Annotated in this window: 13 protein-coding genes; 5 read left to right on the forward strand and 8 right to left on the reverse strand. The window is 54.0% G+C overall.

All coding sequences use genetic code 11. The annotated features are described in order from the left end of the window. Positions 1-10: 10 nt before the first annotated feature. Complete coding sequence (locus C772_RS09845; RefSeq protein WP_008299638.1) at positions 11-1,687, reverse strand: formate--tetrahydrofolate ligase; 1,677 nt, start codon at positions 1,685-1,687, stop codon at positions 11-13. Positions 1,688-1,815: 128 nt separating this feature from the next. Here C772_RS09845 and C772_RS09850 point away from each other — a divergent pair, with 128 nt between their 5' ends. After that, positions 1,816-2,439: a DUF3298 and DUF4163 domain-containing protein gene (locus C772_RS09850; protein ID WP_035002075.1), complete on the forward strand. Its 624-nt coding sequence runs from the start codon at positions 1,816-1,818 to the stop codon at positions 2,437-2,439. 38 nt (positions 2,440-2,477) lie between these two features. On the opposite strand, the gene C772_RS09855 is transcribed toward C772_RS09850, so the two are convergent. The 3 genes from C772_RS09855 to C772_RS09865 all read right to left on the reverse strand — a co-directional run bounded on the left by C772_RS09855 (position 2,478) and on the right by C772_RS09865 (position 5,894). After that, positions 2,478-3,080 (reverse strand): alpha/beta hydrolase, encoded by a 603-nt coding sequence (locus C772_RS09855; RefSeq protein WP_008299642.1) that lies wholly within the window; start codon positions 3,078-3,080, stop codon positions 2,478-2,480. Between the two features lie 790 nt (positions 3,081-3,870). After that, positions 3,871-4,362 carry a PaaI family thioesterase gene (locus C772_RS09860; RefSeq protein ID WP_008299645.1) on the reverse strand — a complete coding sequence of 164 codons (492 nt, stop codon included), beginning with the start codon at positions 4,360-4,362 and terminating at the stop codon, positions 3,871-3,873. Positions 4,363-4,646: 284 nt separating this feature from the next. Next, positions 4,647-5,894 carry a cytochrome P450 gene (locus C772_RS09865; RefSeq protein WP_008299647.1) on the reverse strand — a complete coding sequence of 416 codons (1,248 nt, stop codon included), beginning with the start codon at positions 5,892-5,894 and terminating at the stop codon, positions 4,647-4,649. A gap of 158 nt (positions 5,895-6,052) precedes the next feature. Here C772_RS09865 and pepF point away from each other — a divergent pair, with 158 nt between their 5' ends. Together pepF and C772_RS09875 are read left to right on the forward strand one after the other, a co-directional pair. Next, the gene (pepF, locus tag C772_RS09870) at positions 6,053-7,867 is read left to right on the forward strand and encodes an oligoendopeptidase F (RefSeq protein ID WP_008299649.1); all 1,815 of its coding nucleotides are present in this window, start codon (positions 6,053-6,055) and stop codon (positions 7,865-7,867) included. Between the two features lie 201 nt (positions 7,868-8,068). Continuing rightward, positions 8,069-9,295: an NCS2 family permease gene (locus C772_RS09875; protein ID WP_008299650.1), complete on the forward strand. Its 1,227-nt coding sequence runs from the start codon at positions 8,069-8,071 to the stop codon at positions 9,293-9,295. Positions 9,296-9,361: 66 nt separating this feature from the next. On the opposite strand, the gene C772_RS09880 is transcribed toward C772_RS09875, so the two are convergent. Together C772_RS09880 and C772_RS09885 are read right to left on the reverse strand one after the other, a co-directional pair. Further along, positions 9,362-10,111, reverse strand: a complete 750-nt coding sequence (locus C772_RS09880) for a MerR family transcriptional regulator (protein WP_008299651.1) — start codon at positions 10,109-10,111, stop codon at positions 9,362-9,364. A gap of 133 nt (positions 10,112-10,244) precedes the next feature. Continuing rightward, positions 10,245-12,830: a cation-translocating P-type ATPase gene (locus C772_RS09885; RefSeq protein ID WP_008299652.1), complete on the reverse strand. Its 2,586-nt coding sequence runs from the start codon at positions 12,828-12,830 to the stop codon at positions 10,245-10,247. 172 nt (positions 12,831-13,002) lie between these two features. Here C772_RS09885 and C772_RS09890 point away from each other — a divergent pair, with 172 nt between their 5' ends. Beyond that, positions 13,003-15,057, forward strand: a complete 2,055-nt coding sequence (locus C772_RS09890; RefSeq protein ID WP_008299653.1) for a thioredoxin domain-containing protein — start codon at positions 13,003-13,005, stop codon at positions 15,055-15,057. Then, positions 15,054-15,554, forward strand: coding sequence for a metallophosphoesterase family protein (locus C772_RS09895; RefSeq protein WP_008299654.1), 501 nt, complete (start codon positions 15,054-15,056; stop codon positions 15,552-15,554). Before C772_RS09890 ends, C772_RS09895 begins: the two co-directional genes overlap by 4 nt. 38 nt (positions 15,555-15,592) lie before the next feature. Here the strand turns inward: C772_RS09895 and C772_RS09900 are convergent, their stop codons facing one another. Together C772_RS09900 and C772_RS09905 are read right to left on the reverse strand one after the other, a co-directional pair. Beyond that, positions 15,593-16,177, reverse strand: a complete 585-nt coding sequence (locus C772_RS09900; protein ID WP_008299655.1) for a histidine phosphatase family protein — start codon at positions 16,175-16,177, stop codon at positions 15,593-15,595. Between the two features lie 118 nt (positions 16,178-16,295). Further along, on the reverse strand, positions 16,296-17,165 hold the full coding sequence (locus C772_RS09905) for an endonuclease/exonuclease/phosphatase family protein (protein WP_008299656.1): 870 nt from the start codon (positions 17,163-17,165) through the stop codon (positions 16,296-16,298). Between the last annotated feature and the right edge of the window lie 188 nt (positions 17,166-17,353).

Raw genomic sequence — 17,353 nt, forward strand, 5'->3', positions numbered from 1 at the left:
TTTTTAACTTTTACATCAGGCCGACCGCATGTCCTTCACGGTCAATGTCCATGCGCATGGCGGCAGGTTCCTTCGGCAGGCCCGGCATCGTCATGATATCGCCTGTCAGACAGACGATGAACCCGGCCCCAATTTTTGGGATCAGTTCACGGATGGTGATCGTGAATCCTTCCGGACGTCCGAGGACTGTTGGATCATCCGTGAACGAGTACTGGGTCTTCGCCATGCAGACCGGCAGGATGTCCCAGCCCCGCTGCCTGATTTCGGCCAGTTGCTTTTGTGCACGGTCTGTAAAATGCACCCCTGCTCCGCCGTATACTTTTGTCACGATGGCTGCCACTTTGTCCTCGAAAGCATCCAATTCATCATACACCGGGGCGAATTGGTTGCCTTCTCCGATTTGTTCAAGGACGAGCCTGGCCACATCAGTACCGCCCTGACCGCCCCGTGCCCATACATCGGCTACCGCGGCCCGCACACCGTTTTCACGGCAAAAACCGAGGAGCGTTTCGATTTCTTCCTCTGTATCGGTGATGAAGCGGTTCAGTGCCACGACAGGTTCGATACCGAACGCCCGGATCGTGTCGATATGCTTTGCCAGGTTCGGGAGTCCTTCGGCGACTGCAAGCGCATTGGAGGCGGATAGGTCTGTTTTTGGAATGCCGCCGTGCATCTTCAGTGCCCGTACGGTCGCGACAATGACGACTGCATCCGGCTTAAAATCCCCCTGCCGCGCTTTGATATCCATAAACTTTTCCGCGCCCAGATCGGAACCGAAACCGGCTTCTGTGACCACGATATCCGCCAGCTGTTTCGCAGTCAAGGTGGCGGCAAGCGAGTTGCAGCCGTGGGCGATGTTGGCAAACGGGCCGCCGTGGATCAGCGCCGGAGTCCCCCCGATCGTCTGGACAAGGTTCGGCTTAAACGCCTCTTTCAGCAAAAGGGTCAATGCCCCTTCTGCACCGAGGTCACGGACAGTCACCGGTTCTCTCCCGTACGTATAGCCGATGACGATGCGCGCAAGCCGTTCTTTCAGATCATCCAGGGACTTTGCCAGACAGAAGACAGCCATGATTTCAGAGGCGACGGTGATGTCGAATCCGTCTTCTCTCGGAATGCCGCCTGACGGGCCGCCGAGCCCGACGGTCACATGACGGAGCGCCCGGTCATTCATATCCAGGACCCGCTTCCAGATGATCCTTCTGGGATCAATACCGAGTGAATTGCCCTGATGGAGATGATTGTCGATCAATGCGGAAAGAGCATTATTGGCCGTCGTGATCGCATGGATATCTCCGGTGAAGTGAAGGTTGATATCCTCCATCGGCAGGACCTGCGAATAGCCGCCACCTGCCGCTCCGCCCTTCATCCCCATGACCGGGCCGAGTGACGGCTCCCGCAGGGCGACCATCGTTTTTTCGCCCAGCAGAGAGAATGCATCGGCAAGACCGACTGTTACCGTCGACTTTCCTTCACCGGCCGGAGTCGGGCTGATCGCCGTCACGAGCACGACCTTTCCGTCCGCCTCTGAAGGAGAAAGCTTGTCCACATCAATCTTTCCTTTGAAGCGGCCGTAGGGTTCCAATGCCTCTTCCGGAATTCCTGCCTTTTCCGCAATCTCTCCGATCGGTTTCATCTCGGCACGGCTTGCAATTTCCAAATCAGTCAGCGGTGTTGTTGTCTTCATCACGGTCTCCCCTTCAGGCTGTTGTTATCTTCATTATACTGCCCGAAAAGACACACCGTCTTCAGACTTCTTACAAAAGAATGACACCTAAACTTTTCCCTGCGCATGGAATGAAGAAAACAGAAAGGATGATACCGATTCCATTCGAACTCCCTGTGCAGATTGTTTCCCATCCCATCCGTATGGCAACCCCAAAAATCGATCTGGTGTATCCGCAGGTCACCGGTCTGGCCAATCCATCAGCCCAGACGGCGATCAATCTGGAAATCGTCACTGAGTTCGCTCTGCTTGTTCAGCAGCTTGGCTATGGAAATCAAAATCTGGTTGAGATGACCGGCTACTATGAGGTGAAGACGAATGAACGGGGCGTGCTCAGCCTTCTGCTCGTCGTCTATTCCTTCACGGGCGGGGCTCACGGCCTGACGCTTGCCAAAGGATTGACCTTTGACGTCCACACCGGAAGGCGATATCGCCTTGGAGATCTTTTTAAACCGGACAGCGGATATACAGAGGTGCTGTCCGGTTTTATCGGTGAATGGATCGAACAATGGGAAGTCCCGGTTCTTGAACCGTTTGAGTCGATTTCACCTGACCAGGACTTCTATCTGGCCGACCATTCCCTCACTGTGTTTTTCCAGTTATATGAGCTCACTCCGTATGTTTACGGCTTCCCCTATTTTCCGATTGCGCTGAAATCACTGGAGTCTATTATCGCAGATCCCAGTCCGGCAGCGACACTCCTCCCATTTTAAAAAAGCTCCGATCCCCGACCGGGGACTGGAGCTTTTTCTCAGTATTTATTGTGATACCATGCGGCAGCAGCCTGAATTTCCGACTGGGTCAATGAGTGACCGAAGTTTTCCCAATGGACATGGACCTCTGCCCCCGCCCCTTCCAGAAGGCCCTTCAGATCTTTTGCTTCATCCATCGGACAGATGGGATCATTGGTGCCCGCGCCGATAAAGACGGATGTTCCATCCAATGACGGAAGTCCTTTATCACGGACCGGAACCATCGGATGGTGAAGGATTGCGCCCTTCAGGGCATCAGCGTAATGGAACATCAGGCTTGCCGCGATGTTAGCCCCGTTCGAGTAACCGACTGCAATCACGTTATTCCGGTCGAATCCGTAGTCTTCTGCAGCTTTATTGATGAATGTATTCAGGTCTTCCGTACGTTTGACCAAGTCTTCCAGGTCGAAAACACCTTCCGCCAGCCGCCTGAAAAACCGGGGCATGCCATTTTCAAGAACCTCGCCCCTGACACTCAGGATTCCGGCATCCGGATCGATAAAATTACCGATCGGGAGCAGGTCATTTTCTGTTCCTCCGGTTCCATGCAAGAGTAAAAGCGTCGGTCGGTTAGCTTTACCTTCCTTATAGATATGCTTCAATCGGATCCCTACTTTCTTTATCTCGAATTAAAGATAATAGTAACAGGTTTTATCCTGCATGGAAAGTCAGTTGTCTTATCGAAAATAAAAACCGTAAAAAAAGTATGCACGAAATGTTTACTCCAATTCCTGCCGGGTAAATAAACAGTACAAGGCGAACACCGCCGGATGCATCGGTACGATTGATGCGAAAGGCGGAGAACTGCACAGCCTTGGCGGAAAATTTGCTTTATGTGACGAAGATCTATTCTCGTCAGCGCCGCATGATCCGTGTCGGCCGGACCGAATATCCGCAAGACGAATCATCAAAAGGATGATGGATCATGGAAACCAGGAGGACAAAAAAATAGGCAGATTGAAGTAGATATCTGCCGGTGCGATTGACCGGAGTGAATCCGGACAGCTATGCAATGGACTCAGGGGATGGTAGACAATGGACACCAGGAGGACACAAGAAAACCCGCCTAAACGGGCTTAGGTTTTCGCAAAGAACGAACGGATCGATTTTCCGTACAATCCTTGCACGTGACTCAGGAGATGGTGCCGATGGAAACCCGGAGGTCCGACAGGGACTGCGGCGGACAGTAAGTTTTTTGTGAAAGTGCATTTGACAGCCTGACTGCAACTTTGGTGCTCAACCGACTTGACACCTTTGCCGGAAAGGCGACGGCAGTTTGGCCGATCCTGCAACAGACGAGATGGATCACTTCTTCGTCAGAGCAGTATGAATCAGCAAGTTTTCCGTTTGCAGGGAAACCGCCCGATCGATGGATCGGGCGGTTTCTCCTTTTTATTTCTGAAGGAATGTTTCAGGCATGACCACTGCTACGACTTCACCTGTTACACAGACTTCCCCGTCTGCTTCAACTTCAACAAGCACCTTGAACTTTTTTGGGTGGATTTCCTCCACTCGGCCGGTAGCCTTCAGGAGCTTTCCGTGAGGTGTCGGTTTCTTGAAGTCAACATGGAGCGAAGCAGTAACGAATCTTGGCGGGTCCTCTCCGTCTCCCGGTTCGTGGCCGTTTTTTCTGTGCAGCGCCAAAGATGCAGAGCCTGTGCCATGACAGTCGATCATGGAGGCAATTACACCCCCGTAGACAAACCCCGGAAGAGCCAGCTCATCTCCCGCAGGGTCGTAGTAGGTGACCGTCACATCCCCGTCCCAGCCCGTCCTGAAATGATGCCCCCTGGCATTCCGCCTTCCGCACCCATAGCACCAGGCGAAGTCATCCGGGTACTCGTCCTGGATAGCGTGGACGATTTCCTTTGCTTCCTGTACCATCTTAATCCCTCCTATTTCCCCCTCTTATCTTCTTCCTCTTTTCGACAGCTTTTCCGGATTTCCTTCAAAATGAAAGGCATTTGATGTTAAGAAGTTAGGAGGGACCTCAAAGGGCACTCCATTTTTCGTGCGCGAACTTCCTGGATTCACGCGCAAACCCGGCGCGTCCCACTTTCCGTACACAAACTTCCTCGATTCGCACGCAAACCACCCATGTGCTTCACCATTAAAAACCACAGACAGGGGAGCAAAGGGCTCACTTAGTCTGTGGTTCGGATTTTTGCTTACTTCCCCTTCACCTTGATGTTGTCCATGACGAAGCGGTCTTTTGGAAGAGTCGGCATGCGGACCATGTTGATGGTGAGGTCCTGCTCCGGAACGTAGTAGGACAGGTTTTCTGTCAGGTACCGCACGCTTTCTTCGATAATCATGACGGCAATCGGTTCACCGGGGCACCGGTGGCCGGTATCCGGATCGCCGCCGCCCTGCGGGATAAAATTGAACCGGTCATCGACAAAGTCATTGAACCGGTCTGGGTTGAATGTCTCCGGCTCTTCCCAGATGCGCGGATCCCGGTTGATGCCATGCACATCCAAAATCACATGACGGCCTTCTTTAAACTGATAGCCTTTCCATTCAAAGTCTTCCTTGACAACTGCCGGAAGAAATGGCGTGAACGGATAAAAACGGCGGACTTCATTCGCAAAGTTGTTCAGCTCTTTTGTGGTGCCGAGCCTGTTTTTCCATTCCGGGAAATTCTGCAGGGCAAGCGCCGCAAATGCGACGAATCGGGCCACCGCGACGGCAGGCCGGATGACATTCAGCAGTTCGATGGCAGCCATGTGTGCATCCAGCAGTTCCCCTTCTTCCTGATGGAAAGCGACCGTATGAACCGGCGTGCCTTCCTCAGCCTGCATCCTGCCGTCCCGGACGGCTTCGATCACTTCCTGGATCCAACCTTCCGTCTCTGTCCGCACCTTTTCCCCTTCGCGGTACCGTTTGCCGACACCGCCTGCTGCGTCAATCATTACACCGACTTCATAGGCACGCCGCCAGGATTCCGCATCCGTCAGCGGAACGCCTGTCCACCGGCACATGGCTCTCAGAATCAGTTCCTCTGATTCATCAAACAAAACAGCTCGCTTTTTCTGTTCCATTTCCAGCCCCTTGCGTTTCCACTCTTCCTGAAGGATTGTACGGAGATGGGCCAGCCTTTCTTCGGTCATCATCGACATGAACATGGCTTTCCGGATTTTGTGCTTTTGTCCGTCCTTCGTATGAATCCCGTTTACGCCGAACAGCGTTTTCTGGATGCGTTTTGGCATGGCGCCTTCCCGCTTGATCTTGGATTCGTCATAAAACAATTCAGCGGCATCCCGCCCGGTCATGACGATCATCTTCTTGCCCAGGATCCTCGCCTCGAACACATCGGTCTCCAGTTGGGCCATCCGTTTTCCGACAAAATTGTATCCTTCGGTGACCACGTTGAACGTACTGTCAATCATCTTGATCTCTGGAATCTGTTTCGTCATCCCTACACCTCTTCTGTCAGATAGTCCTCTATGTATTCCCTGATTCCCGCTAAGAATAACGCGATGCCGCAAGTCAGAAAGGTCAGAATCTGCTTTCAATGATTGCCCGAATGTTATACAATTAGTTCGACTACCGTAAGATTAAGGGGGATACACCAATGTCCGCTATTCCGCGTTCAGAAGTGAAGCTCGAAGAAACATGGAACCTGAAAGACCTGTTTGCATCAGAATCCGACTATGAAGCAAGGCTGGATGAGATCCGCGAGGCCGTGCGCAAGTTCTCCGAACAGTACAAGGGCAACGTGACTGACGCAGCATCGGCCCTTTCAGCACTCAAGGACTATGCAGCAATCTATGAAAAGATCATCCCTGCAGGCACTTATGTCAATCTTCTGCAGAGCGAAGACCAGACGAACAGCGATCATCAGATGAGAGGGGCGGCCTTCGGTTCGCTCATGGCGAAGAGTTCAGCCGAAATGAGCTTTTTTGAGAGTGAACTCTCCCAGCTTCCTGAAGAAGAGCTGAAACAGGCGATGGAGCAATCAGAAGATTTCCGGATCTATCTGCGGGATATCCTACGCTTTAAGCCTCACAAGCTGCACCCGGAAGTGGAGAAAGTTCTTGCTGCCTTCTCTTCCGTACTTGATGCACCATATGAGCTTTACAACGTCACGAAACTGGTTGATATGGACTTCCCTGACTTCGAAGCCGGCGGCGAGCAGTTCCCGAACAGCTACAACCTGTTCGAAGGAACATGGGAAACCGATCCGGATACGGAAAAGCGCCGTGCAGCCTACAAAGCGTTCTATGAAAAGCTGGCCGACTACCAGCACACCACTGCCAAAACCTATGACACACACCTCCAGACGGAAAAAACGACTTCCGACCTTCGCGGTTTCGATACGGTCTTCGATTACCTGCTGTTCAACCAGGAAGTCGACCGGGAACTGTACGATCGCCAGATCGACCTAATCATGAAAGAACTGGCGCCTCATATGCGCCGCTACGCCAAATTGCTTCAGAACGTGCATGGCATCGACCGGATGACCTTCGCGGACCTGAAAGTACCGCTTGACCCGTCGTATGAGCCGAAGATCACCATCGAAGAGTCCAAGAAGTATATCTTCGAAGCCCTGTCCGTAATGGGAGACGACTATTCCGAAATGCTGAAGCGCTCCTATGACGAACGCTGGACCGACTTCGCCCAGAACAAAGGAAAATCGACGGGCGCATTCTGCTCCAGCCCATACGGTGTGCATCCGTATATCCTGATCTCCTGGTCGGGCAGCATGGAAGATGTCTTCGTCCTCGCGCACGAACTCGGCCACGCCGGGCATTTCTACAATTCCAACAGAGCGCAGGGTGTCTTTAACGCAAGGCCGTCCCTCTACTTTATCGAGGCGCCGTCTACGATGAACGAGATGCTGATGGCCAATCACCTGCTCAAGAACTCGGACGATCCGCGGTTCAAGCGCTGGGTCATCGCCTCCATCGTGGCGCGGACGTACTACCACAACTTTGTCACCCACCTTCTTGAAGCTGCCTACCAGCGCAAAGTCTACGAGCGCATCGATGCCGGCCAGAGCGTCAATGCAGGCGTGCTGAATGAACTGAAGCGCGGTGTGCTTGAAGAGTTCTGGGGCAGCGATGTCACAATTGAAGAAGGCGCTGAACTCACCTGGATGCGCCAGCCGCATTACTACATGGGCCTTTATCCGTATACCTACAGTGCGGGCCTGACGATTTCCACGCAGGTATCCAAGCGGATCCTGGATGAAGGCGAGCCGGCTGTGAATGAATGGCTGGAAGTTCTTCGCGCAGGCGGAACAAAGTCACCGGTGGAACTCGCGAAAATGGCAGGCGTTGACATTACCACGGATGCTCCGCTCCGCGACACCATCGCCTACATCGGAGGCCTGATCGACCAGCTCGAGCAGCTGACCGAAGAAGTCGCTGCAAACACGAAAGCCTGATCTCTCTCCCCTTCCGCAATTGCGGAGGGGGTTCTTTGATTTTCCGGAAATACGGTGTATAATTAAGAATTGTGGCTTACTCCATCATTGGAGTGAAGCGGGTTGGGAGAGGGATAACTGAATAGCAGGTTTTCTGTATGAGAAAGAATATTTTTGATTTGAAGGGACACGGTACGAACGACGAACGTACGGACGGAAGTGATGGCCGGACTGGTCGGGTTCTTCACGATCGCCTATATCATCGCGGTCAACTCGTTCATCCTTGCCGAGTCCGGGATGCCGCTTGAAGGCGCCATGATCGCCACGATCCTCATTTCGTTTGTCGGCTGCCTCCTTATGGGCTTCTGGGCAAATGCACCAATCCTCCTGGTTCCCGGAATGGGCATCAACGTGATGTTCACCTACACGTTTGTCCACTCGATGGGAATGGATTACCGGACAGCGCTGACACTCGTGTTCATCTCCGGTGTCCTATTCGTGGCAGTCGCCTTCACGAAGCTCGGTGCCATCCTGAACCGGGTGATTCCGCAATCCCTGAAGGTGGCCATCACGGTCGGGATCGGGCTGTTCCTGATCTTTATCGGCCTGGAAAAAGGCGCCATCATCGATCGCGGTACAAGTTCAATGATCGCATTGGGCGACCTGTCCGATCCGAAACTCATTGCAACGGTCCTGACGCTCCTCATCGCACTCGTCCTGTTTCTGAGGAACATCACCGGGCATTTTCTCTGGGCGATGATCGCGGGAACTGCCATCGCGGCACTGTTCGGCATTTTGCCCGACGGCTCCGGTAATGAGGAAATCTCGCTTGCTTCCTATGGGGACGTATTTGGTGCGTGGTCATTTGACAGTGTGCTGTCCATGGCGTTTATCGTCGGGACGTTTTCCCTGACGATGGTCACCGTCTTTGAGAACATCGGCCTTGTTCAGGCACACACAGCCGCAGCGGGCCGGCCGGAAAAGGCGGAACGTGCATTGCAGGCGACTTCGCTGTCCGCCATGCTGTCCGGACTGTTCGGCTCCAGCACGCCGGTGGCCACCGCGGAAACGGGTGCCGTCATCGCAGCGGGCGGACGGACAGGACTCAGCGCGGTCACAGCAGGTATCCTGTTCCTGCTGTCGATCTTCTTTATCCCGGTCATCCAGTATATTCCTGATAATGCCGTCGCCCCGATTCTTCTGATCATCGGCGGACTGATGGTCCAGAATATCACTGACCTGGAGACATCCGATCTGACTGAGGCGTTTCCCGCGATTTTCCTGATCGCCATGATTCCGTTTACCCAGAGCATCGCCGACGGCGTCGCGGTCGGGTTCATCCTTTATCCGCTTTTGAAACTGGCAAGCGGACGGGCACGGGAGGTTGCCACTCCGCTTTACGTAATCGCGGTCCTCTTCATCCTGAATTTTGCGGTTTATCTCGTCTGAGACACCGCCATAGAAAAAAGGCTTTCCGGAATGTCTGTTCCGGAAAGCCTTTTATATTGGAGAAAATCAGCCCTTCATCCGGTCGGCACGGATGCCCATCGCGTCCGCCATGAATTTGGCAAAGCCGTCTCCGAACTTGTCCATGTTCCTGGTGAACCGCTCGTCTTGGATATACAGCTGCCCCAGCCCTTTGAAGGCTTCGGGCGAATAAGTATGGCCCATGCCGTTCAAGAAAGCATGCCATTCGCCGATGGCCTTCTGGACCTCATCCGAGGCCGGATCCCGGTGTCTCATGGCGGCAAGTCTCCGGAACAGGGTGTCCATCTGCTCACCGATCTGCTTCTGCCCTTCCTGCCCCATGTCGGCCAGCGTCTGCTTGGAGCGGTCGACCGCTTCGTTTCCCCAGCGTTGCCGGGCTTCTTCCTCGTAAGGATTATTCGTGAAGTCGAATCCCTCGAACTTTTCCTTATCTGTCATTTTAATTTCCCCTTTCGCATCCTGTATGGTGTTCTCGAGCGTCCTGATCATCCGGTCAAGCCTCGACCGCTTTTCCAGCAGTGCCTCGCGCTGCAGAGCAAGAGCCTCTGCCTTGTCGTATTCCGGACTTTGCAGAATTTCACCGATGTTCTTTAGCGGAAATCCCAGTTCCCTGAAAAACAGGATCTGCTGGAGCGTTTCCAGGTCGCGCTCAGAGTACTGCCGGTACCCCGCCTCCGTTACATGTTCCGGAGACAAAAGCCCGATCCGGTCGTAATGATGCAGTGTCCGGATGCTGACACCGGTCAATTCTGCGACTTCCTTTACTTTTCGGAGCATCCCGACCTCCTCCTTCTTCTCTTAAATTCAGTATAAAGTCTGACGTTGCGTCAGGGTCAACACTTCAATTCAATAAAAAAAACCGAATCCACCCGTCGAAACCGGGTGAATTCGGATTGTCCGCAATTATTCTTTATGATTTCACGAAAAGCAATTTACCCGTCTGGATGATAATGAAAGGAACAAATGCCAGTCCGTAGACCATATATAACTGTTCCTTTCCAAGCTGAGCCACTTCAAACAGTCCAAGCGTCAATACGAGGTTCAGGAGGATAACGCCAATCAGAAACGCGGTCCAGCAGGCGATGTTGGTAAACAGGCCGAGCCTGAAAATGGAGTCTTTTGAGCGACAGTTGAATCCATGGAACAACCGGGCGAGGCAAAGCGTGGCAAAAGCCATCGTGGTGGCATCTGCGGGCCCCCCTGCAGATAATCCATACTGGAAAGCGATAATCGTGACAGCGGCAATCAGCAGGCCTTCCATGGTGATCTGCATGACATCCCGCTTGCTGAACAGGCCTTCATCCTTGTCTCTCGGCTTTTCTTTCATCACTTTTTTGCTGTGCGGCTCAAGCCCGATGGCAATCGCCGGCAAACTGTCCGTCAGGAGGTTGATAAACAGAAGGTGAGCCGGCAGGAAAGGAACCGGGAGTGCAAGAAGGGAAGCGTAGATCACAACGAAAATTGCACCGGCATTGCCGGACAATAAAAACTGGATGGCGTTTTTGATATTGCTGTACATGCTGCGCCCATTGGATACGGCTTTCACGATGGTTGAAAAATCATCATCGGTCAGAACCATTGATGACGCATCTTTCGCCACTTCTGTTCCGGCCATGCCCATGGCCACCCCGATATCCGCCTGCTTCAGGGCCGGTGCATCGTTCACGCCGTCCCCGGTCATGGCAACCACGTTCCCTTTTTCCTGCCAGGCTCTCACAATCCTGATTTTGTGTTCGGGAGAGACCCGTGCGTAAACGGAAATCTCTTCAATCCGGTCCTTAAGCTCATCATCGGACAGCTTTTCAATATCTTTTCCTTCTACCGCTTCGGACGGGTCATTCAGAATCCCGATTTTCCCGGCGATCGCGATGGCAGTGATTTTATGGTCACCCGTGATCATGACCGGCTTGATGCCGGCACGGATACAATCGGCCACCGCCTGTTCCGTTTCCTCCCTCGGCGGATCCATCATCGCAATCAGGCCCAGAAGTGTCAGTCCCTCTTCTTGTAACGCACCCGGCAGTGTCGGGAGAACTTCTTTATAAGCAAGAGCCAGTACACGCAGCCCCCCATCGGCAAACGAATGGCTGGCCTGTCTGATCGATTCAATCTGATGCAGGGAGATTGCCTGTACACCACCCGCCGTCTCGATGCGGCTGATTCTCGGTATCAGGACATCTGTCGCACCTTTGGTGATCATCACCTGCTTATGGCCGATGCGATGGACCGTCGACATGAACTTTCTGCGGGAGTCAAACGGAATCTCCCCGATGCGCTGATTCTGCTCCCGCTCCGCCAGTTCATCAAATCCATATTGCTTTCCGATGTTGACGAGAGCCACCTCTGTCGGGTCCCCGATTTCCTGTCCGCCTGACGTTACCGCATCGTTGCATAGCAGGGCCATGCGCAGCAGCTTTTCGTGATGTTTATTGCCCGGCTTCAGCTGATCATGGCCGAGCATCTGCCCATCCGTGTAAAACAGCTGGACCGTCATTTTATTCTGGGTGAGCGTTCCCGTCTTATCCGAGCAGATCACAGAGATATTGCCCAGGCTTTCAACTGCATGCAATTTCCTGATGATAGCATTTTCCTTGGCCATCTTCTGTGTCCCGAAAGCAAGGACAATCGTCACAATGGAGCTCAACGCCTCAGGAATGGCTGCAACTGCCAGGGAAACGGCGAACATGAACGAATCCGCCAGTTCCCTTCCGCGGATCACATCCAACCCGAAAACGATCAGGCAGATCACCGTGATTCCGATGGCCAGCGCTTTGCCGAATTGATCCAGTCTTTCCTGGAGAGGCGTGCTTTTTTCCTTGGCGTTTTCGAGCAGATCTGCAATCTTACCGATTTCGGTATCCATGCCGATTGCCGTCACAACAGCTTTTCCCCTGCCGCTTGTGACAAAGCTGCCTGAAAACGCCATGTCTTTCCTGTCGCCCAGTGCGACGTGCTCCCCGCTTACGAATTCCGCATTCTTCTCAACGGGGACGGATTCACCGGTAAGCGAGCTTTCGTTGATCAGGAGGCTGTAACTCTCCAAGATCCGGGCATCCGCACAAATATAATCCCCTGCGTTGATGATCAGGATATCTCCTGTCACGACTTCGCGTGAAGGAATCTGTACGACCTTCCCATTCCGCAATACATTTGCAGAGGGGGCCGACATAGCTTTCAGGCTGTTCAATGATTTTTCCGCTTTGACGTGCTGGATGGTACCAAGCGCTGCGTTCAGCAGGACCACGGACAGAATGACGATTGAACTCTCCACTTCCCCCAGAAACGCGGAGATGACGGCCGCAATATTCAGGATGATGACCAGGAAATCTTTGAACTGGTCAATGAAAACGGCACCGGCACTTTTGCGCTTTTCTTCGTGCAGTTCATTAAATCCGTCTTTTTCCCGCTTCAGCCTGACTTCTTCGTCTGTTAGCCCCCGCCCGATCGCTTCAGGCTCGTCCAATTGTGGCTTGACCGGTGTTAGCATGACACTCATGCGGTGATCCCTCCATCGTGTATGGCTATATCTCATGCGGCGGACAAGTTCTTCTACATGATGAAGGTATGCATCGCAACCCTGTTCCATGCGCTTCCTGGCCGGCTTTTAGATGCATTTGTTTTTGCCCGGAACAATAGAGGCTATACTTGATATAGGAAGGAGTGGCAAAATGAGCGATTCCAATACAAACCGTCTGATTCATGAGAAATCCCCTTATCTTCTCCAGCATGCCCATAACCCGGTCGACTGGTACCCATGGGGGGAGGAGGCTTTCCGGAGAGCAAAGGAAGAAAACAAGCCAGTCTTTGTCTCGATCGGCTATTCCACCTGCCACTGGTGCCACGTGATGGCCCATGAGTCGTTCGAGGACGAAGAAGTTGCAGCGCTCATCAATGAGCACTTTATCCCCGTCAAAGTTGACCGTGAAGAGCGTCCGGATATTGACGCAATTTATATGGATGCCTGCATGAAATTGACCGGACAGGGCGGATGGCCGCTTAACGCCTTCCTCACCCCTGACCAGAAGCCGTTCTATATCGGCACCTACTTCCCGAAAACCGGCAAGTATGGCCGTCCGGGCATGATGGACGTGCTGCCGCAGCTGCACGATGTGTACACGAATGATCCGGATCGGATTAAAGAGATCGGTGACCGGATGAAGGAAGCGCTCGAAGTCCGGGCCGAACCGGGCACCGGGGAAATCCCCGCTTCCACTCTCCATCAGGCATTCGGCCAGCTGGCCCGGCTGTATGACGGCGTCTACGGAGGATTTGGCGGAGCGCCGAAATTCCCTTCGCCCCATCAGCTTCTTTACCTGTTCCGATACTTTGAATGGCACGGAGAGCCGATGGCATACACGATGGCGGACCGGACGCTGGATGCGATGGCCTCAGGCGGGATCTACGACCAGATCGGTTCAGGATTCGCCCGCTACTCCGTCGATGAATACTGGCTCGTCCCCCATTTCGAGAAGATGCTCTACGATCAGGCCATGCTCATGCTGGCCTATACGGAAGCCTTCCAGATTTCCGGCGACGAACGGTATGCCGGTATTGTAAACGACCTGTTCCAGTTCATCAGACGCGAGATGACCCATCCTGAAGGAGGCTTCTATTCTGCACTCGATGCTGACAGTGAAGGGGCGGAAGGCACCTACTACTTGTGGACGGAAGAGGAAGTGTTCACGGTCCTGGATGAAAAAGAAGCAGAAATCGTCTGTGCGGTATATGACATCACACCGGGCGGGAATTTTGAGGGCAAAAGCATCCCGAACATGGTCGGACTCAATATGGATGCCGTCACAGAGGAGTTCGGCATCACGGAGGAAGAAGTGGAGCGCATCCTGGACGAATCCCTGCCGAAGATGCTGGCTTATCGGGAGAAGAGAATCTACCCGCATCTTGATGACAAGATCCTCACCTCGTGGAACGGCCTGATGATCGCGGCTCTCGCCAAAGCCGGTGCAGCGTTCTCCGAACCCTCCATGGTGGAGGCGGCAATACAGGCAGCAGAATTTATCGGGGATCACCTGGATGACGGAGACCACCTTTTTGCCAGGTGGCGTGACGGAGAGGCCAGGTTCCACGCTTATCTGGATGACTACGCTTACCTTATCTGGGGGCAGCTGGAGCTCCACCAGGCAACTGGTGATGACCGGTACGCAGAAGAAGCTGTGCGTCTTGCCGGCATCCTGGAAGCACGCTTTTCGGACGGTCCGGGAGGATTTTTCTTTACCGACCGGGAAGGCGAAGTGCTTTTGACAAGGAGCAAGGATATACTGGACGGTGCCCTGCCGTCGGGCAACGGCATTGCCGCCATGCAGTTGTGGAGGCTCGGCAAGCTGACGGCGGATGAGCGCTGGATCCGGCGGGCGGATGAGATCATGACAGAATTCGCGGGAGAAGCCGGCCAATACCCGAACGGCACTCTCAGCCTCCTGATGGCAAGAATGGCGTTTGAGGCCGGCGGGCGTGAGATCGTCGTGACCGGCAGCCGGCCGGATGACCGTTCGGATCTGCTTGAAACGCTCAGGGCAGCTTTTCTTCCTTTTGATGTCTGGACAGAGCCGGGGGATGCCAACAGTCCTCTTTCCGGCCTGACAGAAGGGAAAAGAGATGACAGCCATCCGCTGACTGCCTTTGTCTGCGAAAGCAATGTGTGCCGCGCGCCTGTCCATGGATCAGATCAGATTGCCGGTGCACTCGGCTTGGATGAGGGCGCATGAAGGTTGTGATCCTGGGTGACACCCATATGCCCCGCATGGCCAAAGCCCTGCCTCCCCGGCTGATCGATGAGCTTGAATCTGCAGACCGGATCATCCATACAGGGGATTGGCAGTCGCTTGAGGTTTTCCTCGCGCTCAAGCGCTTTGCGCCGGTCGACGGTGTATACGGAAATGCCGATCCGCCCGAGATCAGGGACCGCTTCGGCAGGGAAAAACGTTTTTCCCTTGACGGTACGACTGTCTGCCTCGTCCACGGTGACGGCAAGGGAAAGACCACTCCCCTCCGTGCACTGGAGACGTTCAGGGATGAACAGCCGGATATCATCCTGTTCGGCCATTCCCATATCCCCTATCACGAACAGCATGATGGAATCGTGCTGTTCAATCCCGGATCCCCGACCGACAAACGGAGACAGCCGGAATTCTCGTTTGGCATCCTGGAAATCGGGCATGCCGGCTTTGCCCTGCGACATGTTTTCTACAGCAGCAAAGTATAAAGCCCGGAAGACGTGATGTCTTCCGGGTTTTTTGAATCTCATGCATCCGACAGATGCTTTGTGCAGTTATAAAGTGTGCAAAGGTTCCGGTCGTCACGCATTTCCACGACCGTCACTGACGTATTGAGGATTCTGTCCGAATGCTCCAGATCGGGGACAAGCGCCCGAAGCAGCCGCCTGATAAAACCGCCGTGCGTGACAAGAAGCACCTTGTCCTCCGGCCGCTTCCTGATCTCTTCAAGAAACGCCATTCCGCGCGCAACCATGTCTTCATCAGGTTCCATTCCAAGCGAAGGGAGGAGCGACCGCCATTCACTGCCCCATTTTTCGATGCGGTCCTGTTCAGTCGTCCCTTCCAGCTGGCCGCCGAATACTTCCACCAGCCGGCCGTCAGTGACGAGCGGAATGTCCGGATTCGCTTCCCTGATGATTTCCGCGGTCCTGAGCGCACGTTTCATCGGACTGGCATAGATGATCTCCCAGTCCTCGTCCGCAAGACGGGCAGCCGCTTTTTCCGCCTCGGCAATGCCTTCGGGGTCAAGCGGGATATCCGAATGCCCCTGCCATTTCCGTTCCTTATTCCACGCTGTCACGCCATGGCGGACAAATCCGATCTGTTTCATACAATCCCTCCCACGCCCGCAATCGGGCCGTTCTCTATTACCTTTCGACCGGCAATCGCCGAATCCTTCCCGGAGGCACAAAAAAGACCGCTGGAGCGGTCCTTGGCGAAGAGTCTGTTCAGTTTGTGACGAGCGCTTCCCTTCCGTTCTGTCCGACTGCCGAAGGAATGATCAGTTCCGCCACGATCGGCATGTGATCGGATGCGTCCGTGTCGATGACACGCGCATGACTGATTTTTTCTGCTCCCCGGGAGAAGAGATAATCGATCCTTGCTGCAGGCTCTGTCATCCCCATACCTGAGGCATCTCTATGACGGCTCGGGAACGTGAGCGATTCTTCAGGCATGATTCCGGCAAATGCATCCCGGAATCGTGAGCGGACTTTTTCGATTTCCGGGTGGTCCGGGACAGCATTAAAGTCTCCCGCGATCACTGCCGGGAAAAGCGTGGCTTCGGCGATCTCCAGAAGCTCGCCGATATTCGACCGGAGCCCCTCTTCATGCAGGGCCAGATGGGTATTGAACAGGCTGAGGTAAGTTCCGCCGAGATCGATGACGGTTTCCAATACCCCTCTCGGCTCTGCATCTTCCGGAGGTTTCTCGACCTCCCGGTAGGAATGGTTCACCGCATATTTGATCGGAAAACAGCTGAGCACCGCATTGCCGTATTTCCTGGACGGCTGTCCGGGAACCAGCGGCGGCTCGACCAGATTCGGCCCGTAGCTGTACGACATGTCCAGCATGGCGGCAAGGCGGGCGGCCTGATCTTCAAAGCCGCTCCGGCCGGAATAATGGCTGTCCACTTCCTGGAGGGCGATGATGTCCGCACCGCTTGAGCGAATCACACCGGCGATCCGTTCAAGATCCACCCTGCCGTCCATGCCACGGCCGTGGGCGATATTGTAGGACATGACGCTTACCGTCCTCACAGCTTGCTCTTCCTCAATTGCCGTCCGCCCAGCCATGGACACTGCCGGTTTTCCTGTCATGAAATCTCTCCTTTTTGTGTGGTTTCTCTGACGGGGAAAATCACTGACCGTTTCCCTTCCTACTTTAGCCACACAACATGATGAGAGTGTAAGGGCTGTGTTAAAGATTGTAAAGTTGGCTTGCCCGTGTTCACAAAATCTACAAAATCCGGGTGTGGAACATGGGTACCGCGGGCAGGATGGGCTTA

Origin of the sequence: Bhargavaea cecembensis DSE10 (genome assembly GCF_000348905.1) — a bacterium.
In the GTDB taxonomy this organism is placed as follows: domain Bacteria; phylum Bacillota; class Bacilli; order Bacillales_A; family Planococcaceae; genus Bhargavaea; species Bhargavaea cecembensis.